The 17,799-nt window shown below is 54.5% G+C and carries 17 protein-coding genes and 1 riboswitch; of the genes, 8 read left to right on the top strand and 9 right to left on the bottom strand.

Going from position 1 to position 17,799, the window contains the following annotated elements; translation table 11 throughout:
• Nucleotides 1-403 precede the first annotated feature (403 nt).
• Together FHI25_RS07530 and FHI25_RS07525 are read left to right on the top strand one after the other, a co-directional pair.
• Nucleotides 404-1,156 carry a glycerophosphodiester phosphodiesterase family protein gene (locus tag FHI25_RS07530; RefSeq protein ID WP_210516403.1) on the top strand — a complete coding sequence of 251 codons (753 nt, stop codon included), beginning with the start codon at nucleotides 404-406 and terminating at the stop codon, nucleotides 1,154-1,156.
• Nucleotides 1,157-1,254: 98 nt separating this feature from the next.
• A complete protein-coding gene (locus tag FHI25_RS07525) occupies nucleotides 1,255-2,694 on the top strand; it encodes an MATE family efflux transporter (RefSeq protein WP_210516402.1) in 1,440 nt (479 codons plus the stop codon).
• Between the two features lie 76 nt (nucleotides 2,695-2,770).
• Here the strand turns inward: FHI25_RS07525 and FHI25_RS07520 are convergent, their stop codons facing one another.
• Nucleotides 2,771-4,036, bottom strand: coding sequence for a hypothetical protein (locus FHI25_RS07520; RefSeq protein WP_210516400.1), 1,266 nt, complete (start codon nucleotides 4,034-4,036; stop codon nucleotides 2,771-2,773).
• Nucleotides 4,037-4,183: 147 nt separating this feature from the next.
• Nucleotides 4,184-5,143 carry an AraC family transcriptional regulator gene (locus tag FHI25_RS07515; protein WP_008889133.1) on the bottom strand — a complete coding sequence of 320 codons (960 nt, stop codon included), beginning with the start codon at nucleotides 5,141-5,143 and terminating at the stop codon, nucleotides 4,184-4,186.
• A gap of 224 nt (nucleotides 5,144-5,367) precedes the next feature.
• Between FHI25_RS07515 and FHI25_RS07510 the strand changes: the two genes are divergently transcribed.
• Genes FHI25_RS07510 through FHI25_RS07500 form a run of 3 tightly spaced genes read left to right on the top strand, consistent with a single transcriptional unit; the run spans nucleotide 5,368 to nucleotide 7,250 of the window.
• A complete protein-coding gene (locus tag FHI25_RS07510; RefSeq protein WP_210516398.1) occupies nucleotides 5,368-5,844 on the top strand; it encodes a low molecular weight protein-tyrosine-phosphatase in 477 nt (158 codons plus the stop codon).
• A gap of 23 nt (nucleotides 5,845-5,867) precedes the next feature.
• Nucleotides 5,868-6,740, top strand: coding sequence for a fructosamine kinase family protein (locus FHI25_RS07505; protein ID WP_210516396.1), 873 nt, complete (start codon nucleotides 5,868-5,870; stop codon nucleotides 6,738-6,740).
• A 60-nt stretch (nucleotides 6,741-6,800) separates the two neighbouring features.
• Nucleotides 6,801-7,250 (top strand): cytochrome c, encoded by a 450-nt coding sequence (locus FHI25_RS07500; protein WP_158586094.1) that lies wholly within the window; start codon nucleotides 6,801-6,803, stop codon nucleotides 7,248-7,250.
• Nucleotides 7,251-7,335: 85 nt separating this feature from the next.
• Here the strand turns inward: FHI25_RS07500 and folE are convergent, their stop codons facing one another.
• From folE to metZ, 3 genes are all read right to left on the bottom strand, one after another.
• A complete protein-coding gene (gene folE, locus FHI25_RS07495) occupies nucleotides 7,336-7,926 on the bottom strand; it encodes a GTP cyclohydrolase I FolE (RefSeq protein ID WP_008889129.1) in 591 nt (196 codons plus the stop codon).
• 88 nt (nucleotides 7,927-8,014) lie between these two features.
• Entirely contained in the window at nucleotides 8,015-8,407 is a 393-nt protein-coding gene (gene apaG / locus FHI25_RS07490) for a Co2+/Mg2+ efflux protein ApaG (protein ID WP_008889128.1), read from the bottom strand.
• Nucleotides 8,408-8,607: 200 nt separating this feature from the next.
• Nucleotides 8,608-9,810, bottom strand: a complete 1,203-nt coding sequence (gene metZ, locus FHI25_RS07485; protein ID WP_210516394.1) for an O-succinylhomoserine sulfhydrylase — start codon at nucleotides 9,808-9,810, stop codon at nucleotides 8,608-8,610.
• An 82-nt stretch (nucleotides 9,811-9,892) separates the two neighbouring features.
• A riboswitch (SAM riboswitch) is annotated at nucleotides 9,893-9,967 on the bottom strand.
• Between the two features lie 226 nt (nucleotides 9,968-10,193).
• Between metZ and FHI25_RS07480 the strand changes: the two genes are divergently transcribed.
• The 3 genes from FHI25_RS07480 to FHI25_RS07470 all read left to right on the top strand — a co-directional run bounded on the left by FHI25_RS07480 (nucleotide 10,194) and on the right by FHI25_RS07470 (nucleotide 13,970).
• A complete protein-coding gene (locus FHI25_RS07480) occupies nucleotides 10,194-10,988 on the top strand; it encodes a TVP38/TMEM64 family protein (RefSeq protein ID WP_210516392.1) in 795 nt (264 codons plus the stop codon).
• Nucleotides 10,981-12,408 (top strand): FAD-dependent oxidoreductase, encoded by a 1,428-nt coding sequence (locus tag FHI25_RS07475; RefSeq protein WP_210516390.1) that lies wholly within the window; start codon nucleotides 10,981-10,983, stop codon nucleotides 12,406-12,408. Before FHI25_RS07480 ends, FHI25_RS07475 begins: the two co-directional genes overlap by 8 nt.
• Nucleotides 12,409-12,488: 80 nt before the next feature.
• A complete protein-coding gene (locus FHI25_RS07470; RefSeq protein WP_210516388.1) occupies nucleotides 12,489-13,970 on the top strand; it encodes a HAMP domain-containing sensor histidine kinase in 1,482 nt (493 codons plus the stop codon).
• Between the two features lie 370 nt (nucleotides 13,971-14,340).
• Here FHI25_RS07470 and FHI25_RS07465 read toward each other — a convergent pair whose 3' ends face one another.
• The 4 genes from FHI25_RS07465 to FHI25_RS07450 all read right to left on the bottom strand — a co-directional run bounded on the left by FHI25_RS07465 (nucleotide 14,341) and on the right by FHI25_RS07450 (nucleotide 17,556).
• Nucleotides 14,341-14,949 carry a DNA-3-methyladenine glycosylase I gene (locus tag FHI25_RS07465; protein ID WP_210516386.1) on the bottom strand — a complete coding sequence of 203 codons (609 nt, stop codon included), beginning with the start codon at nucleotides 14,947-14,949 and terminating at the stop codon, nucleotides 14,341-14,343.
• 3 nt (nucleotides 14,950-14,952) lie between these two features.
• On the bottom strand, nucleotides 14,953-15,240 hold the full coding sequence (locus FHI25_RS07460) for a YciI family protein (RefSeq protein WP_210516384.1): 288 nt from the start codon (nucleotides 15,238-15,240) through the stop codon (nucleotides 14,953-14,955).
• Nucleotides 15,241-15,243: 3 nt separating this feature from the next.
• Nucleotides 15,244-15,840, bottom strand: a complete 597-nt coding sequence (locus tag FHI25_RS07455) for a TetR/AcrR family transcriptional regulator (RefSeq protein ID WP_210516382.1) — start codon at nucleotides 15,838-15,840, stop codon at nucleotides 15,244-15,246.
• A gap of 156 nt (nucleotides 15,841-15,996) precedes the next feature.
• Nucleotides 15,997-17,556 (bottom strand): TrkH family potassium uptake protein, encoded by a 1,560-nt coding sequence (locus FHI25_RS07450; RefSeq protein WP_246878929.1) that lies wholly within the window; start codon nucleotides 17,554-17,556, stop codon nucleotides 15,997-15,999.
• Between the last annotated feature and the right edge of the window lie 243 nt (nucleotides 17,557-17,799).

Raw genomic sequence — 17,799 nt, 5'->3', positions numbered from 1 at the left:
TATAGGGCCCCTATCCGAACCTGTAAACACCTTTTTTCGAGATTTATCGAGATTTTCGGCGATTGTTTTTTTCACCCCCGAAACGGTCCGCACAAACCCTTGGCTTTCGGGGGTTTCACGTAGAAATCGGATATGCGCATAGCTCGACCCACATCGGTGCATAACACCGAAAACCACAGGGAAAACCGACTCTGCGCCAATAATTACAATATGGAGTCCAATGACTTCGCAGCAAAAACGAAAAAGGAAACGTTCAAATCGCAACAAGATTTTCGCTTTTTCACACAATCCAAGTCGCGTAAGAGAATCGCATTGATGTTCTTGCACCACCAGAACAGCCGATGGCCTGATCCATCATCTGTTTTGGCGGTTGCAGCCCCACATATATAAAAGGCCCATATCCGTGATCGATATCCCGCACATTGTCGCCCATCGCGGCGCTTCAATTGAAGCCCCGGAAAACACCATTGCCGCATTCCGGGTTGCCGGCGCACGCGGTGCCAAATGGATTGAGTGTGATGTCACGCTAAGTGCGGATGACAAATGCGTGCTTATCCATGACGACACGCTTGAACGGACCACCAACGGTACCGGCCCCATCCATCACAGCGATTTCGACGCCTTACGCAACCTCGATGCCGGGGGATGGTTTTCAGACATATATAGGGGCGAACGAATCCCCAGCCTGAAAGATACGCTCGAAACCCTGTATTTCATGGATATGGGAGCCAACCTTGAAATCAAGCCATCTGGCTGCGATCCGGTGCGCCTGTGCGAGGAAGTCATCAAGGAACTCCGTACATCGAAGACCGTGCCGCCAATTCTGATTTCAAGTTTTGATGACACCGCGGTTGCCCATATGCGCAAACATATGCCAGACCTGCCATGCGGCTGGTTGCTGGAAACCCTGCCGAAAAACTGGAAGACCGAGTATGCGCGTCTTGGCGCATCGGCCATTCATATCGACCACAAGGCACTGACACCGGTGAGTGCTGCCGAGATTGTCGATGCTGGTGTCCCGCTGGTTTGCTATACCATCAATGATGTCGAACGCGCCAAGGAGCTGTTCTCCTGGGGTGTAACATCGGTGATTACCGATGATCCGGCCAAATTGCTGATGGCGATTCCCCGCCGACCGTTCGCCGCCCACAGATAGACCCTGGATCAAACCAAACCCGGGCAAAACGGCATCACGGCTCTGATCGCCACCACGACCCAGAGCCTGATCGCCAGATAAAAACAGGAAACAGTCCAATGTCCATTGCCCCACAAGATGGTGCTCCGGCTCCGCCACCAATTGATCCGGCACTTGATCCTGCACTTTCGCCTACCCCGCTTTATCCCAATAATCGGATAAAGCGTCACCTAAGCGAATTGTTCAGACTGGCACTGCCGGTGACGATTGCCCGTCTTGGCATGCTGATCATGGCGGTTGTCGATACCATCGTGGTTGGCAACTATGACAGTGCGGCACTGGCCTACCTTAATATTGCACATGCGCCCTTTACATCCTTGATGGTGACCGGCATCGGACTCCTGACCGGGGTCATGGTCATGACATCGCATGCCAAGGGTCGCGACAACCTGATGGCGGCCGGGGCTGTGTGGCGCAATGCCATGCCTTATGCTGTCCTGATCGGCATTGTCTTTACCCTTCTGACCATGCAATCGGACTGGCTGTTTAAAATCACCGGTCAACCGGTCGAAATCACCGACCATGCCGGCGATCTGGCCATGATTCTGGCAATCGGAATGCCCGCCGCACTTATTTACATTACCTGTGCCTTTTTCCTTGAAGGATTGCAGCGCCCCCTGCCAGGCATGGTGTTGATGATCGCGGCCAACCTGGTCAACCTCGTTCTTGATTACGGGCTGGTTTACGGGGCATTTGGCTTGCCTGAATTGGGTGCCGAAGGTGCGGCATGGACATCAAGCGTCATTCGCTGGTTCATGGCGCTTGGTCTGCTGGGCTATATCCTTCTGATGAAAAGCCATCATCTTTATGGCATTCGCAACGGCTTTGCCGGGTGGTGGCGCGGATCGCGCGATGCCCGCCATCTGGGCTATGCTGCGGGCGCCAGTCAGGGGATGGAAACCGGCGCCTTTGCCGCCATGCAGCTTTTCGCCGGCCGTCTTGGCGTTATTGCCGCGGCGAGTTACGGCATCAGCATGACGCTTTTGGCCCTGATGTTTATGGTAGCACTTGGTCTGGCGTCGGCAACATCGGTTCGGGTCGGCATTGCCTATGGCAGGCGCGACCGACCGGACATGGCGCTTGCCGGGTGGATTGGTCTTTTGACCACGATGTGCGTGATGCTGGCCCTTAGCATTCCGCTTTATCTGTTCCCCGATGCTGTTGCACATCTGTTTACCCAGGATGTCGCGGTGCTTGCCACCACGGTTTCTGTATTGATTTTGATGCCGATCATTTTCCCGACCGATGGCGGGCAGAATGCCGCAATCAGTGCGCTTCGCGGCGCTGGCGATAAATGGGCACCAACGATTTTGCATCTGGTGTCCTATATCTTTGTCATGATCCCGGTTGGCTATTACCTGTCATTCGTTCTTGAGATGGGGGTGCGCGGCCTGTTTTGGGGGATTGCGATTGCAAGCCTTGTCGCGGTCAGCGGTCTGGCGATCCGGTTCCTGATCGTGTCATCGCACGACATTCCGGAACATCCCGAACAGATCTAGTCATAGAGAACCAACGAACAAAAAGCGCCGCCGGTTTCGCCCGACGGCGTTTTTAAAAATGCATACCATCACATGATCAGGAACGCGCAGCATCAAATTGGCGCTTCGGCATCAAAAGATCACAGAACGGCAGGACCAGTGTGTCGAACGCCGATGCAGCGCGCGCGGCATCAATCCGGATGATGTGCTGTTCGATATCGCGCTGGGTGGCAAACGCGCCAAGCGGTGCCAGTTCCGGCAAGGCATCAACCATGATCGCGTAAAATGCGACCTGATCCTCGCGCGCTGTTCCCGCCGCCAGATTGCCCAGATGGTTATAAAGCGCCATCGCCAGGAACCAGCGGCAATAGGGCATCAGACCTTGCAAGATCTCGGAGCGTTGTTGCGGCTGGACATATTGTTGCAGGTCATGATCAAGCCAGACGGCATTTTGCACCCCGGCAACAAAGGCGTTTCGAAGGGCGGGATACTCATCACTAAAGAACACAGTCGTCAGCCAGGATGACACATCATCAAGGGCTGCTCGGCGCGATGCCGGTGTGCTGTCATCCCCAAAATCAAGGGCCGGCATCGGCGGTTTGCCCGACATGGCAAGACTTGCCACCGCCGGATCAATCAATGCATTGGCAAGCCATGCCTGATGCCAGATTTTCATCGGCCGGAAATAGGGCTCCTTTTCCGAACCACCGGCTTCGATCCAGCTTTCGATCAGGTGCGCGCGCCCCAATGCGATACCAAGGCGCAGGGCATCTTCAAACCCCATGCCGTTCTGCAAAAAAGCATCACCGAGCATATCTTCAAGCAAGGGCAGCATGCTTGTGACATTGTCAGACCGAAGTCCTGCACCAAGCGGCTGATAGAAAGATGCAGCATCGCTGTGGCCCAGAATGGCGCGGGCATGCTTGGCAAAATCACCCCAGAAAACAAGCTTTACCGGTTCTGCCCGCTTGCGCCAAAGCGGGCGGGTCGTGTGCCAGTTTTCGCATTCAAAATTGGCCATCGGCAGGGCATCAACAAGGCGCGCCAACGGTTTGGCCACCGCCAATTCCAGATCATCCTCGGATCCGACATGACCGATGGACAGACGCCAGCCCGGTTCTTCATGCGGATGACGATCAAGCCACAACATGGCAAACCCGGTCGCATTTGACCGGCCCGCTGACGGGGCAACCAGATCAAAAAACAGCGAAAGGGCGGCCGGCATTTCCGGCACGCTATGATCGGTCAGTGCGTCCCCAACGGTCCATGTTTTGACCAAAACATCATCGGCATCCGGTCGATTGTCAAAACGCGGCGGCAGAAAACCGGAATACTCGTTTGCAGGACGGGTGGGGTCAGTCATGGCAGCCTCATGGATGCGAAAGGGCACGATGATTTAAACGAAATCATTCATGGCGCTGCTGATACCCAAGGAAACCGGGCAGGTCAATCACCGGGCAATCAGCCAGCACACCGTGAATGGTCGCGGCCCCTCCAGACTGGTTGACCGTTATGCCCGGGTCAAACCGGCATGGCCGATGCTGGCTTCACGGTAAACCGAGGGCGGCATCGCCATCAAACGTCTGAAATCGCGTGAGAAATGCGCATTATCTGTAAAGCCGCACCAGAACCCGATTTCACCAACCGAGAGGGTAGTGCCATATAAAAGCCGACAGGCTTCACGCACGCGCACCAGACGCAATAGGTCGGAAAACCGGCTGTTGGCCTGTTGCAAGCGGCGCTGCAATGTGCGGCCTGATGTATCAAGTGCTGCAGCAACTTCATCAATTGTCCAGCTACGCCCGATATCATGTTCCAAAACCGTACAAAGCTGTTGCACGATCGGGCGCTGCGCCCCGATTGACGGCGCGGTGCCGGGCATATTGGCCATGAATGGATAGGATGACGAAACCTGTTCGAAACTGCCCCAATTGATCCGAAAACGAAGGCCACGACCGGAAAATGCCAGTTTATCGCTAATGCGGCCCTTGCGCGTCACGCGCACTGCCGGACCGTGGCTTGGCAAAATGGTGGCGTCAATATTTTCGGCCCCGGCCGCCTCAAGCAAGCCGATCAGGAACCCCAGCAACAGCAGGTTTTCCACCCGTGCCGGTGGCTGACCGCGCACGACCCCGCGATGGATGGTCATGGATTTTCCGGTGACGGAAAAATCGCTGCGCGCACGTGCGTGCGAATAACCTTCAAGCCGGCGCCAGCGATCAGCAATCACCGACGGGGTTGCCGAGTGGCGTAACATGGTCAGGATCGGTTCCTGTTCCTTGGCCGCCAGATAGCGCCCAAGACGCACCAGCACCGCCGGACCATTGATTTCTTCCAGTGCGAGCATGATGCTGCGCAGCTTGGCAGAAGTTACAACCGTCCCGCCCGGGACAAGGTCATAGCCCCGCGGCAACCATGCAAGTTGCCGGATCAGGGCAACATGCAAACCAAAAGAAACAAATTCCTGCATCAAAACGCGCCAAATTAAAGGTAATTGGCGCGATCATACAAACTAATGACCGACCTGTCAGTGTCACATTCAAAATGTCACGAAGCTGTTACATTGATCGCGATTTTTAAAAATCCGCTGAGATGAAGGTCACTTGGCGCAACGACCAGCCATTGCCGACCAGGTGCGGGCATGTCACTTTTAAACCATCTCCTGCCCCTTCCCTGACAATACGGATTGATAGCGTGATCAAGGTTCTTTTCGTCTGCACCGGCAATATATGTCGCTCGCCCACGGCCGATGGCGTTTTTCGCAAGATGGTTCGCGACGCCGGACTGGATGCCCATATCAGCGTCGATAGCTGCGGGCTGTCGGCCTATCACGTTGGCGAATTGCCCGACCCGCGATCGCGTGAAATGGCAAAAAGCCGCGGCATTGATCTTAGCGACATCCGATCCCGCAAGATCAGGCCTACCGACTACCATGAATTTGACTATGTTCTGGCCATGGATGACGGGCATTTGCGCGATATGCGCCGCCAGGCACCCAATACCCATCAGCACCGTATTGAGCTGTTTCTGGATTATCATCCGTCGATGGCCGGACAAAGTGTCCCCGATCCCTATTACGGCGGTGCCAACGGGTTTGTCGATGTGTTTGACATGATCGAGGAAGCCTCAAACAACCTGCTGTCGCACATCCGCGAAAAACACGATATCTAGGCCCTTAACCCCCGGAAAGGATTATGGATAAACGCGCGCTTGCAGATTTGATCAAACGCCACACCGGGGCGTCGGTGCGATCCGTCGCGCCACTTTCGGGTGGATGCGTTGCCGATGTGATGCGCACCGATCTGGATGACGGGCAGCAACTGGTGATCAAGCACAGCACGACAAATGATGCGCAAAATGATGCAGGTCTTTTGATCGAAGCGGAAATGCTGCGTTATTTCAAAACGCACTCCCCGATCCCTTGTCCCGAGGTCATCCATGCCGACGCAAATTGTCTGGTGATGACATTTATCGCCAACGATAACCGAATGACTGGACGCGTGCAGCGCGATCTTGCCGAACAGTTGGCAAGGCAGCATCAGGTAACGTCTGAAACGTTCGGACTTGGCTTTGACACTTTAATTGGCGGCCTGGCGCAACCAAATACACCCGAGGAAAGCTGGATCACGTTCTTCGCCGAACACCGTTTGCGTCATATGGCGCAACACGCACATCGCGCAGGCAAGCTGCCCGGTAGTATGGCCGCGCGCGTTGATCGATTGATCGACAGGCTTGGTGATCTTTTGCCAGACCAAAGCACAGCGGTACTGCTGCATGGTGACTTGTGGGGTGGCAATATCCTGTGTCAGTCTGACAAGCTTGCGGGCTTGATTGATCCGGCGATTTATTACGGCGATCGGGAAATCGAACTGGCCTTTGGGACGTTGTTTGGGGATCTGACACCGGAATTTTTCGCGCGGTATGATGAAATACTGCCGATAGAGCCGGGGTTCTTTGAAGAACGCCGTGATTTGTATAATCTTTATCCGTTACTGGTCCATGTTCGCCTGTTTGGCGGCCATTATGTCGGTTCGGTTGACCATATCCTTGCCCGATTTGGGCACTAAAGCACGTGAACAAACACAAAATACCATCAGTCAGGCACACCTAGAATGGGGAAGAGAGAGTTGAAAGTACTAGCAGGAGCCGCCATCGCCTTGACCATGACGGTCAGCATTGCCGCCATCGCACATGAAGGGGCAACCGGCGTTGTCAAGGAACGCATGGAAGGCATGAAGGCCATTGGCCAACAGGTCAAAATCATGGTCCCGATGATGAAGGGTGCATTGCCCTATGACCCGGATCAGGTCGCGAAAGCCGCAACGATTATCGAAGGTCACTCAGGCGAGACCTTTACCGCCCTTTTCCCGGAAGGCAGTAATGGCAAACCGTCTGAAGCACTGTCAGACATCTGGGAAGACTGGTCAAAATTCACCAATCTGGCAAACGAACTGCACGCCAAGGCCAGCGATCTTAAATCGGTCGCAGTTAGCGGCGGATCAGAAGACGATTTCAAGGCATCACTTGGTGAAATGATGCAGACCTGCAAATCCTGCCACAGTGATTTCAAGGAATAGATCGCGCGAATTTGCGGTCCCAACGCAAAAAAGGTCGCAGCATTTTGGTGCTGCGACCTTTCTTTTTGGATCATCTGAATGCGTCTTAGCGACCGATCATGGCAAAGAATTCGCGACGCGTGATCGGGTCATCGCGGAATGCGCCAAGCATCCGGCTGGTGACCATCGACACGCCGGTCTTGTGCACTCCACGGGTGCTCATGCATTGGTGATTGGCATCAATCACCACCGCCACACCAAGCGGATCGAGTTCTTCCTGAATGGTGTTGGCAACCTGTGCGGTCATCTTTTCCTGAATCTGCAGGCGTTTGGCATAGACCTCGACAACGCGGGCCAGTTTGGAAATACCAACGACACGGCGGCGCGGCAGATAGGCGACATGTGCCACACCAATGATCGGCACCATGTGATGTTCGCAATAGGATTCGACGCGAATGTCGCGCAGAACGACCATTTCGTCATAGCCGTCGGTTTCTTCGAATGTCCGACGCAGAATCTCGGCCGGGTCCTGCTGATAGCCAGCAAAGAATTCACCATAAGACCGTGCCACACGGTCAGGGGTTCCGCGCAAACCTTCGCGGTCGGGATCATCCCCGGCCCAACGCAGAAGTGTCCGAACCGCTTCTTCTGCCTCTTCGCGTGTCGGACGCTTCACCGGGTTATGTTCGCTGCACATACCAAATCCTTTGTCATTTTATTACAGGATTGAACCTGCCTTGGTGGGGCTCAGGGCCCGCGCTACCTGATACTGTTTTTTGACGCGATCAGTTCACAGTGTGTTGCCCATGCGGACTGTCCAGCGAAAAGGCTGGAATCGCAATATCAAAATGATTGCCGTCCATATCCGTCATTTCGAAAGTGCCCACCATGAAGCCGCTTGGCGTGGTCAGTGGCGCGCCACTGGTGTAGTTGAAACTTTCGCCACAAGCCAAAACAGGCTGTTCGCCGACAACACCCGGGCCTTTGACTTCCTGGGTTTCGCCACGCGAATCCGTAATCCGCCAATGACGGTTAAGCAACTGAACAGTTTTCGAGCCGAGATTCTCGATCTCGATGCGATAAGCCCAAATATAACGATGGGTGTCCGGGTCTGATTCGTCCTCAAGGAACATCGGCTTTACCGATACCTTGATGTCGTGGGTTACGGTCGAATACATGCATATCTCCGGGCCAAGTGTGTTCCAGTCAATTTGCATCAGCCAAGAATGCGATGGATGGACCCTTTATGTAGACAATCCTTCCCGAAAGTACCAGTCAGCAGTCAAAACAAACTGGCATTATCCCCCGGATCGGAAACGAAAAGGCCCGTACAATGTACGGGCCGGATCGATGTCAGGATTACTGTTGGTCCATGCTTTTAAACGGCAAGGGCCGCCAACAGGTCTTCCTTGAGGTCATCAATATCTTCCAGACCGACAGATAGACGCAGCATGCCCTCGGTAATGCCCATTGCAATCTTGTCCTCGGCCGGTACACGCTGATGCGTGGTGGTCCAGGGATGGGTTGCAAGGCTTTTTGCATCGCCAAGGTTGTTGGAAATATCAATCAGCTTGAGATTATCAAGCAACGAGAAGGCTGCTTTCTTACCACCGGCAAGCTCGATTGCGATCAATCCACCACCACGGCCAGACATTTGCTTCATTGCCAGTTCATGCTGCGGGTGACTTTTCAGCCCCGGATATAGAACGCGTGACACTTGCGGCTGTTCCGTAAGAAATTCAGCCAATGCAGTTGCATTGCGAATATGCTGATCCACACGCAGGCTAAGTGTCTCAAGCCCCTTAAGAAGAACCCAGGCATTGAACGGGCTCATGCTTGGCCCGGTATGACGCAGGAAGGTGGTCAGATGTTCGTCATGCCATTCCTTGTCATTAAACAGGATCGCCCCGCCAAGGCAACGCCCTTGGCCATCGATATGCTTGGTCGCGGAATAAACAACAATATCCGCCCCCAGTTCCATCGGCTTTTGCAGGATCGGTGTGGCAAAGACGTTATCGACAATCACCTTCGCACCGGCCTTGTGCGCCAGTTCGGAAATGAAGGCGATATCAAGAACCTCAAGGGTCGGGTTCGAAGGTGTTTCAAGGAAAACCGCATCGGCCGGTTTCGAAAGTGCCTTCTCCCAGGCGTCCTTGTCCGTGCCGTCCACCAGTTCGGTCTCAACGCCGAACCGCGGCAAAAGCGTGGTCAGGATAAATTCACACGACCCGAACAGAGCACGCGATCCAACCACACGGCCACCGGCCTTGGTGCTGGCGGCCAATGCATTCCAGACAGCCGACATGCCCGATGCCGTCGCCCGGCAATATTGCGCGCCCTCGATCAGGGCAAGGCGTTCTTCGAACATGCCAACGGTCGGGTTGGCGAAACGCGAATACACAAAACGTTCCGGACCGCTGCCATCAAAGGAGGCCTCGGCCTCGGCGGCAGTTTCATATACATAGCCGGAATTCATAAAGATGGCTTCGGAGGTCTCGCAGAATCCGCTGCGCGCTGTACCGCCACGCACGGATCGGGTCGCTGCGCGCCAGTTATGGGAAGCCTTTTTGTCGGTCGTCATCGTCTTGCTCCTACATGCCCGGAATATCTGCATACCGTAATCCGGACACAAAAAAACCCTGACCGGCATGAATGGGTCAGGGCCGAAGCCATAGCACCCCTCTTTAGCGATTTTTTACGTGGCCGCAAGCCGGTCGACAAATCCCACGATGCGCAGACGATACGTCCAGTTTTCCCCTACGTCAAGCGCCACTCCCTCAGGTTTATTGCGCATGTTCCTAAGCCATCCGGCCAGGCTTTGTACAATTTGCCCTCACGCAATGGTGAAGGCAGTTCATAAGCAAGTTTTGAAATTTCTCTCTAATGTTGGGTCAAATAATGCGATCCTGTATTCAGGGATTTGCATTTCGAACCAAACGAACGACTTGCAAGAGCCTGAAATCAATGACCAAAACCAGTTCAATGGCGTCACACTTGTCCGACCAGAAACCAGATAACCATAGCGAAATCAAAAGCACGTCAAAGCCCCTATGGCGCAAGCTTTTGCCGGTGATTGTTCTGGTTGTCGGACTTGTCATTGCATGGGCCAGCGGCGTTCTCGATTTGCTGTCTTTTGAGACCCTGCGTGAAAACCGCGACCTGTTGCAGGGCTTTGTCTTCGATAACCCGGTTTCCAGCGTTCTGGTCTTTATGGGGCTTTACGTCGTTTCAGTCGCACTTTCCCTGCCAATCGGGTCGATCCTTACCATCACGGGTGGCTTTCTGTTCGGGGCGTTTCTTGCCACCAGTTATGTTGTGGTATCCGCCACCATCGGCGCGACGATCGTTTACCTTGCGGCCCGCTATGCGTTTTACGATCTGATGCGCGCCAAGGCCGGAAACGCCGTCCGCAGGATGGAGGAAGGCTTTGCTGAAAACGCGTTCAGCTACCTGATGGTTTTGCGCCTGATCCCGATCTTTCCGTTCTGGCTGGTCAATCTTGTGCCGGCCCTTCTTGGCGTCAAACTACGATCCTTTGTTTTTGGCACCATGATCGGCATCATTCCGGGCACTTTTGTTTATGCGTCCATCGGGGACGGTCTTGGCGCGCTGTTTGATCAGGGCAAGACACCTGATCTTGGCATCATCTTTGAACCACGTATTCTGACCCCGATCATCGGGCTTGCCGTGTTGGCGCTTTTGCCGGTGGCCTACAAGAAGTTGCGCAAACGTAAAATCGGGGCGAACGCCGATGAATAAGATCATCACGACCGACATTTGTGTCATCGGGGCTGGATCCGGCGGCCTTTCCGTTGCTGCTGGCGCGGTTCAGATGGGCGCAAAAGTTGTCCTGATCGAAAAGGGCAAGATGGGCGGTGATTGCCTTAATACTGGCTGTGTTCCGTCCAAGGCGCTGCTGGCCGCTGGCCATGCCGCGGAAAATGCACGTAGGGCTTCACGGTTTGGCGTATCGACCGGGCCGGTGGAGATCGACTTTGGCCGGGCTATCGACCATGTTCATTCCGTGATCGCGGGCATCGCGCCCCATGACTCGGTCGAACGGTTCGAAGAACTTGGCTGCACGGTCATTCAGGCCGAAGCCCGTTTTACCGGTCCGGGTGAAGTCGTTGCCGGTGACACCACAATCAGGGCCAAACGCTTTGTGATCGCCACGGGATCACGTGCGGCCGTGCCGCCGATCCCGGGGCTTGAGACCGTTTGCTATTTCACCAACGAAACCATCTTTGAAAACCGCGTTCGCCCAGAACATCTGATCATCATCGGCGGCGGCCCCATCGGTCTGGAAATGGCGCAGGCCCATAATCAGCTGGGCGCGAAGGTTACCGTGATTGAAATGGGCACCATCCTGCCCAAGGATGATCCGGATCTGGTGGCTGTTGTCCGCGACCGAATCAAGGCCGATGGCATCAGCCTTTATGAAGGGGCAAAAACTAAGGAAATCCTTGATGTGAATGACCAGATCCGGGTCGTCATCGAACATCAGGGTATCGAGATTACCTTGGAAGGCAGCAACCTGTTGCTGGCAACCGGACGCAAACCCAATGTCGAGAATCTCGGCCTGAAGGATGCCGGTATTGACTATACCGACCGCGGTATTTCCGTCGATGCGCGATTGCGGACATCCAACAAAAAGGTTTTTGCCATTGGCGATATCACCGGCGGCCTGCAATTTACCCATATGGCGGGATATGATGCCGGCATCGTCATTCGCAATGCGCTATTCCGTCTTCCGGCCAAGGTTGATCACAGTGCCGTGCCATGGGTGACCTACACCAACCCGGAACTGGCACAGGTCGGCCTGACCGAAAAGGCCGCCCGCGAACAATATGGCGATGACATCCGCGTTGTGACCTGGGATTACGCCGAAAATGACCGCGCCCGTGCAGAGGCCGAGACCGAGGGCTTCATCAAGGTCATCACCAAACCAAACGGCCGGATTCTGGGGGCTGCCATCGTCGGACGGCAGGCAGGTGAACTGATCGGTGTCTGGTCACTTGCCATCAGCAAGAAGATGAAGATTGGCGCGATTGCGGGCATGATCGCGCCTTACCCGACCTTGGGCGAACTTTCCAAGCGCGTCGCCGGGGCCTGGTATACCCCCAGCCTGTTTGGCGAAAAAACGCGCAAGCTTGTGCGTTTCCTGCTCAGGTTCGCATAAGCGGCTTGCTTGCCATCGCGCATGAAAACAAGCATCTGTATTGCTGTACTTTTTTCGGTTTATCGGCCTAACATCAGTTAATGAATAACCGGCATCTGAAATTGCCCCCATGGGCCAAATCGCTTTCCGCGCGCCTTCTGGTGCTGACGGTAAGCTTTGTGATGCTTGCCGAGGTGTTTGTCTTTGCCCCCTCTGTCGCGCGCTTTCGGATTGACTGGTTAAAGGCGCACCTTGATTCAGGCTACCTTGCGGCCCTTGCCCTTGAAGCCACCCCCGATCAGATGATCCCCGACGATCTTGAACGCGAACTTCTGTCCAATGCCGGGATCGAGGCGGTCATCCTGCGACGTGAAGATCGTAAATTGCTGCTGCAACGCGATGATATGCCCGCCAAGGTCGACAAGGATGTCAATCTGAGCGATTTCTCGATCCCGATGGCCTTGATGGAAGGACTGGCAACACTCAGCCAGACCGAAAACCGGGTATTGCGCGTGGTAGGCATGCCCTCCATGGCGCCGGATTTCGAGATCGAGGTGCTTGTGCATGAAGACCGCCTGACCGAGGCGATGCGCAATTTCGGCTGGCGGGTGTTTGGCCTGTCGCTGATGATTTCATTCTTTACAGCCGGGCTTGTCTATTTTGCACTTAATCGGTTGCTGGTGCGCCCGATGCGAACCCTGACCAGCGACATGATACGTTTTCGCGAAGATCCGCAGGACAAGGCATCGCTGATCAATCCGGGCGAACGTGATGATGAAATCGGTGTTGCCCGCCAGGAACTCGCCATGATGCAGCAAGACATTCAGGCGATGCTCAATCAGCGTCGCCGACTTGCCGCCCTGGGTACGGCCGCCACCAAAATCAGCCATGACCTGCGCAATGCACTGGCGACCTCGATGCTGATGACCGAACAGCTTGCCAAAAGCGAAGATGATGAAGTCCGCGCCGTGGTGCCGCGTTTGTTATCATCGATGGAACGCGCGGTTTATATCAGTGAACAAACCTTGTCCTTTGCCCGCGAAACCCCGCCGCCGCGCGATCTGGCAACCTTCACCCTGATTGAACTGATCGAGGAAATCCGCGATCAGATTTTGCTGCAAAAATGCGAACCGTTGCTTGATGGCAGTATGGGCGATGCACCTGTCGCCATTGAACCCTGCGCGGCGAGCATTGAGATCGACCTGCCTGATGATGTCATGCTTGAAGCCGACTATGACATGCTGTTTCGCGCCTTCAGCAACCTGATGCGCAACCCGCTGGAGGCCGGGGCGACCACCGTCACCATCAGTCACAAAATTCAAACCGAACCTGAAAAGGGTGACGAATCGGCCAAAGCCCGCCGCTCTATTGAAGTTTTCATTGCCGACAACGGGCCGGGATTGCCCGAAAAGGCGATCAAGAACCTGTTCGTCCCGTTTGCCGGCAGCGGGCGACAAGGCGGCACCGGACTTGGCCTTGCCATCGCACGCGAACTGATCAGCACCCATAACGGTGAACTTCGCCTCACTGCAACAGGGCCGGATGGTGCTGTTTTCACAGTCAAATTGCCACTTGGTAACTGATTTCGCGGCATTCCAGTGCTGCAGCGCATTCAGTCGATAGATTTTTCCTATATATTTTTATTTTATATTCGATTTTATCTTTTGATCAGCATTTGCGACCTTGGGTTATGGCGATGCCGGACTTGATCCCGATCCCCGATCCGCTCCTGACCCAAAGTTCGGTATCGCCAAACTTACTTGAGTGTGCACCGTATTCTTTTGAAGCCTTCCTACCCCTGTTGCACCCTCCCTTGACGTTGGCACCTTAAGTGAGACCGCATGTCGAAGACCCCATAATCCTTGCCGGATTATCATCAGGGGATCTGAAATGGTCTCCGCCCTCAAAACCCCTTGTCCAGATACGGACAAGGGGTGTTTTTTTGACATCACATCAGCTTGGGCGGATCAATGACGCACGCATGTCGTCAATCTGTTGGCGCAAAAAACAGCCTTGCGCGTGATCATTGATCAGGCCCATCGCCTGCATGAACGCAAACACCGTGGTCGGCCCGACGAACTTCCAACCGCGTTTTTTGAGATCCTTGGAAAGGGCAACGGACGTCGGCGACGTTGACATCGATTGTGGCGGGTCCACCTCATCCGGTTTCGGTTCAAACCGCCAGAAATAGGCGGCAAGTGATCCTTCATCGGCCACCATCTCGCAGGCCCGCTTGGCATTGTTGATCGACGCCTCGATCTTGCCGCGATGCCGGATGATCCCGGCATCACCAAGCAAACGTTTGACATCCGCATCATCAAACTGCGCGACCTTGTGAAAATCGAAACCGGCAAAGGCATGGCGGAAATTCTCGCGCTTGGTCAGGATCGTGCGCCAGCTTAACCCCGACTGGAATCCCTCTAGACAGATTTTCTCAAACAGCCGGATGTCATCGGTCACCGGAAAACCCCATTCCGTGTCGTGATAGTCGTTAAATTCCGGCGCCGCATCACACCAGTCACACCGACATTTTCCATCCGTTCCGATTGTTGTTTTGCTCATTGCTCAGGCCATCAGGAAATCAAGGCGTTGATCGGCACGCGCGGGCGAGATTTCCAGAATCTCGGCGCTAACGATCCCTTCGACAACGAACGGATCTTCATTTACGCGGGTTTCAATCTCATCAAACGACACGCCATGGGCCAGAACCGCACCGCCCATATTGGGTTGCAGGCTGCCGACCATCAGAAACACACCATCATCAAAGCCCTGCTTGATCCAGGCTTTATGCGCGTCCATGAATTCCTGTGCCTTTGGGCGGTTTTCGGCAAATTTCAAAAAGATCGCAAACATCGTCTACTCCCTGTCTGGGTTACTTTTGTTAGCAAGCCCGGCAATCTGGTCATCCAACCAGGCGCACATCAGATCGACCTCGTGATGCAGGAACCGGTCATCATCAAACGCATTGGCAAGGGTCGCCACACCCTGACTTCGGCCAAGGATATGCATGGCCAGTTCATCGGATTTGTTGCCAAAGCCCAACCGTTCGAACTGCCGACACAACCAACTGCGAAACAGGGTAAACAGCGCCGCGGCATCGCTTTTTGCCGCGTGGTTCAGTTTCGCCAGTTCTGACGACAACGTACCCACCGGGCAGCCGTATTTTCGGATTTTCTCGCCATTGACGATCAGAATATGGATGAAACTTAGAATACGCTCCGCCGGATCTGATCCGGAAACTTCCCAGCGATCAAGCATCTGCTCGGTATTGGCAAGACGGCGATTGATCACACCATCAAGGATGTCATCCTTGGTCTTGAAGTGATGGTAAAAGTTGCCGCGCGATATGCCGACGGTGGCTGCGATATCGGCAAACGATGTTGCCTCGAACCCGTGCTGGTAAAACAGCAGGTCCGCTGCCTCGACAATCCGTTCTCGTGTTTCTGCTGCCATTTTCCGATATGCCGCCCGATTAGCCTGAGATTAGGACAAATGTCCCAATCCCGAAATTAGGTCAATTGTCCTATTCTGTCAATAAGACAAAAAAAAACACCCGCAAGCATCGCCTGCGGGTGCTGGAAAATTCGGTGTCAATATCCTGGGTTTTGATCAGTCGCGCCAGAAGGCCGGGAAGAGCAAAACGAGCACGGTAAACACTTCAAGACGGCCAATCAGCATGCCAATCGACATCAGCCACTTTGCGCCATCCGGCAGGGTTGCAAAGTTGCCCGACGGGCCAACAATCGGCCCCAACCCCGGTCCGACATTGGCAATCGCCGTACCGGCACTCGACACTGCGGTGATGAAATCAAGTCCCATCGCGCCAAGTGCTGCGGCCAGAACGACAAAGCAGAACACAAACAGGAAGAAGAAGCTCAGAACCGATTCCGTAACATCTTCCGAAAGCGGTTTGCGGTTGTAATAGGCAATGAAAACGCCATGCGGACGCAGCATATGCGACAGCTGGATCTTGGCGATTTCATACAGAACCTGAAGGCGGAAGATCTTGACCCCGCAGGTTGTCGATCCTGCACAGCCGCCAATAAACATGACAAAGAAGAACACCGTCACCGCAAACGGGCCCCAAAGCCCGTAATCGGTGGTGGCATAGCCCGTACCGGTCATCACCGACACAATGTTGAAGGACGTAAAGCGTAGCGCATACAGGAAATCGACATTATTGGTTTCCGAATGCCAAAGCGCGAGTCCGACAACGATGGAAACCGCAATTGTGATGAACCAGCGCACCTGACTGTCGCGGAACAAGGCCCGACCCTGCCCGCGCAGCATCTGCAGATATAAAATAAACGGCAATGCCCCCGTCGCCATGCCCAAGGTGATGATCACATCAATCGTCGCACTGTCATAATGCCCGATTGACGCATCCTTGGTCGAAAAGCCGCCGGTCGCAATCGTCGTCATGGCATGCGCAATCGCATCAAACGGCGTCATGCCCGCCGACCACAACATAATCGCCCAAAGGCCCGTGAAGCTCAGATACAGCATCGCGATACCCATCGCGATCTGGGTTGCGCGTGGGAACGCCTTGTCCGATTTGTCGGAATTTTCCATGCGGAACAACTGCATCCCGCCAACACGCAGCATCGGCATGACGGCAATCGCCATCACGATAATCCCGATCCCGCCAAGCCACTGCAAAAGTGCCCGCCACAGCAAGATCCCCTGCGGCGCGGTATCAAGACCGACAATCACGGTCGATCCGGTGGTGGAAATACCCGACATCGCTTCGAAAAACGCGTCGGTATAGGACATATCAAGATCGGAAAAGGCAAAAGGCAGCGCCGATGCCGCCGTCAGAACCAGCCAGCTCAGCGTGGTCAGGATAAAGGCCTGGCGTGAATTGATCTTAAGATTGTCCATGCGGTTCATCATGATCAATGCCCCGCCGACAAACAGCGACACAAAGGACGCCGCCGAGAACACGATCCAGTCACGCTGCCCGTAATAAAGGTCGACCAACGCCGGGATGAACATGCCAATCGACAACGTACAGAGCAAAATGCCGACGATGAAAAGAATGGGACGGAAATCGATCAATGAAGCGCCTCTTGGCACATACACCGCGAAATCCCCCCGGACAAACGGCATATGGTGCGTCTGATGTTCTGTTTTCGGAAGCCACTGCATACCCGAAAATTCGGTCTGCATGTACCCCCTTCATCACAAGCAGCGAAATTCTTGGCATATGGGGCCACAATGTCCAGCCCTTTTAAGCTGTTGCACGCTGCCTTGCGGTCGGAATTTCGCGATAGTCAACACGATTTGTTCGCGCCCGCACCCTGATTAATGAACCACCGTCACCTTTGATCCGACTTTCAATATCGCCACACTGCGCAACCATTACCACTTAACTATGTCTATAATTCTTATTGATTTCTGATAGTTCACCTG

Source organism: Thalassospira sp. ER-Se-21-Dark, from assembly GCF_017922435.1.
Lineage (GTDB): Bacteria > Pseudomonadota > Alphaproteobacteria > Rhodospirillales > Thalassospiraceae > Thalassospira.
Note: the sequence above shows the minus strand (reverse complement) of the source record. Positions and strands in the feature narration are given on the sequence as shown.

Coding starts and splice junctions, on each gene's coding strand:
- FHI25_RS07455 (WP_210516382.1), bottom strand. CDS start 15,840: ATGGCAGCAGAAACACGAGAACGGATTGTCGAGGCAGCGGACCTGCTG.
- FHI25_RS07450 (WP_246878929.1), bottom strand. CDS start 17,556: ATGCAGACCGAATTTTCGGGTATGCAGTGGCTTCCGAAAACAGAACAT.
- FHI25_RS07475 (WP_210516390.1), top strand. CDS start 10,981: ATGAATAAGATCATCACGACCGACATTTGTGTCATCGGGGCTGGATCC.
- FHI25_RS07470 (WP_210516388.1), top strand. CDS start 12,489: ATGAATAACCGGCATCTGAAATTGCCCCCATGGGCCAAATCGCTTTCC.
- FHI25_RS07520 (WP_210516400.1), bottom strand. CDS start 4,036: ATGACTGACCCCACCCGTCCTGCAAACGAGTATTCCGGTTTTCTGCCG.
- folE (WP_008889129.1), bottom strand. CDS start 7,926: ATGTGCAGCGAACATAACCCGGTGAAGCGTCCGACACGCGAAGAGGCA.
- FHI25_RS07480 (WP_210516392.1), top strand. CDS start 10,194: ATGACCAAAACCAGTTCAATGGCGTCACACTTGTCCGACCAGAAACCA.
- FHI25_RS07505 (WP_210516396.1), top strand. CDS start 5,868: ATGGATAAACGCGCGCTTGCAGATTTGATCAAACGCCACACCGGGGCG.
- FHI25_RS07460 (WP_210516384.1), bottom strand. CDS start 15,240: ATGTTTGCGATCTTTTTGAAATTTGCCGAAAACCGCCCAAAGGCACAG.
- FHI25_RS07465 (WP_210516386.1), bottom strand. CDS start 14,949: ATGAGCAAAACAACAATCGGAACGGATGGAAAATGTCGGTGTGACTGG.
- apaG (WP_008889128.1), bottom strand. CDS start 8,407: ATGTATTCGACCGTAACCCACGACATCAAGGTATCGGTAAAGCCGATG.
- metZ (WP_210516394.1), bottom strand. CDS start 9,810: ATGACGACCGACAAAAAGGCTTCCCATAACTGGCGCGCAGCGACCCGA.
- FHI25_RS07515 (WP_008889133.1), bottom strand. CDS start 5,143: ATGCAGGAATTTGTTTCTTTTGGTTTGCATGTTGCCCTGATCCGGCAA.
- FHI25_RS07525 (WP_210516402.1), top strand. CDS start 1,255: ATGTCCATTGCCCCACAAGATGGTGCTCCGGCTCCGCCACCAATTGAT.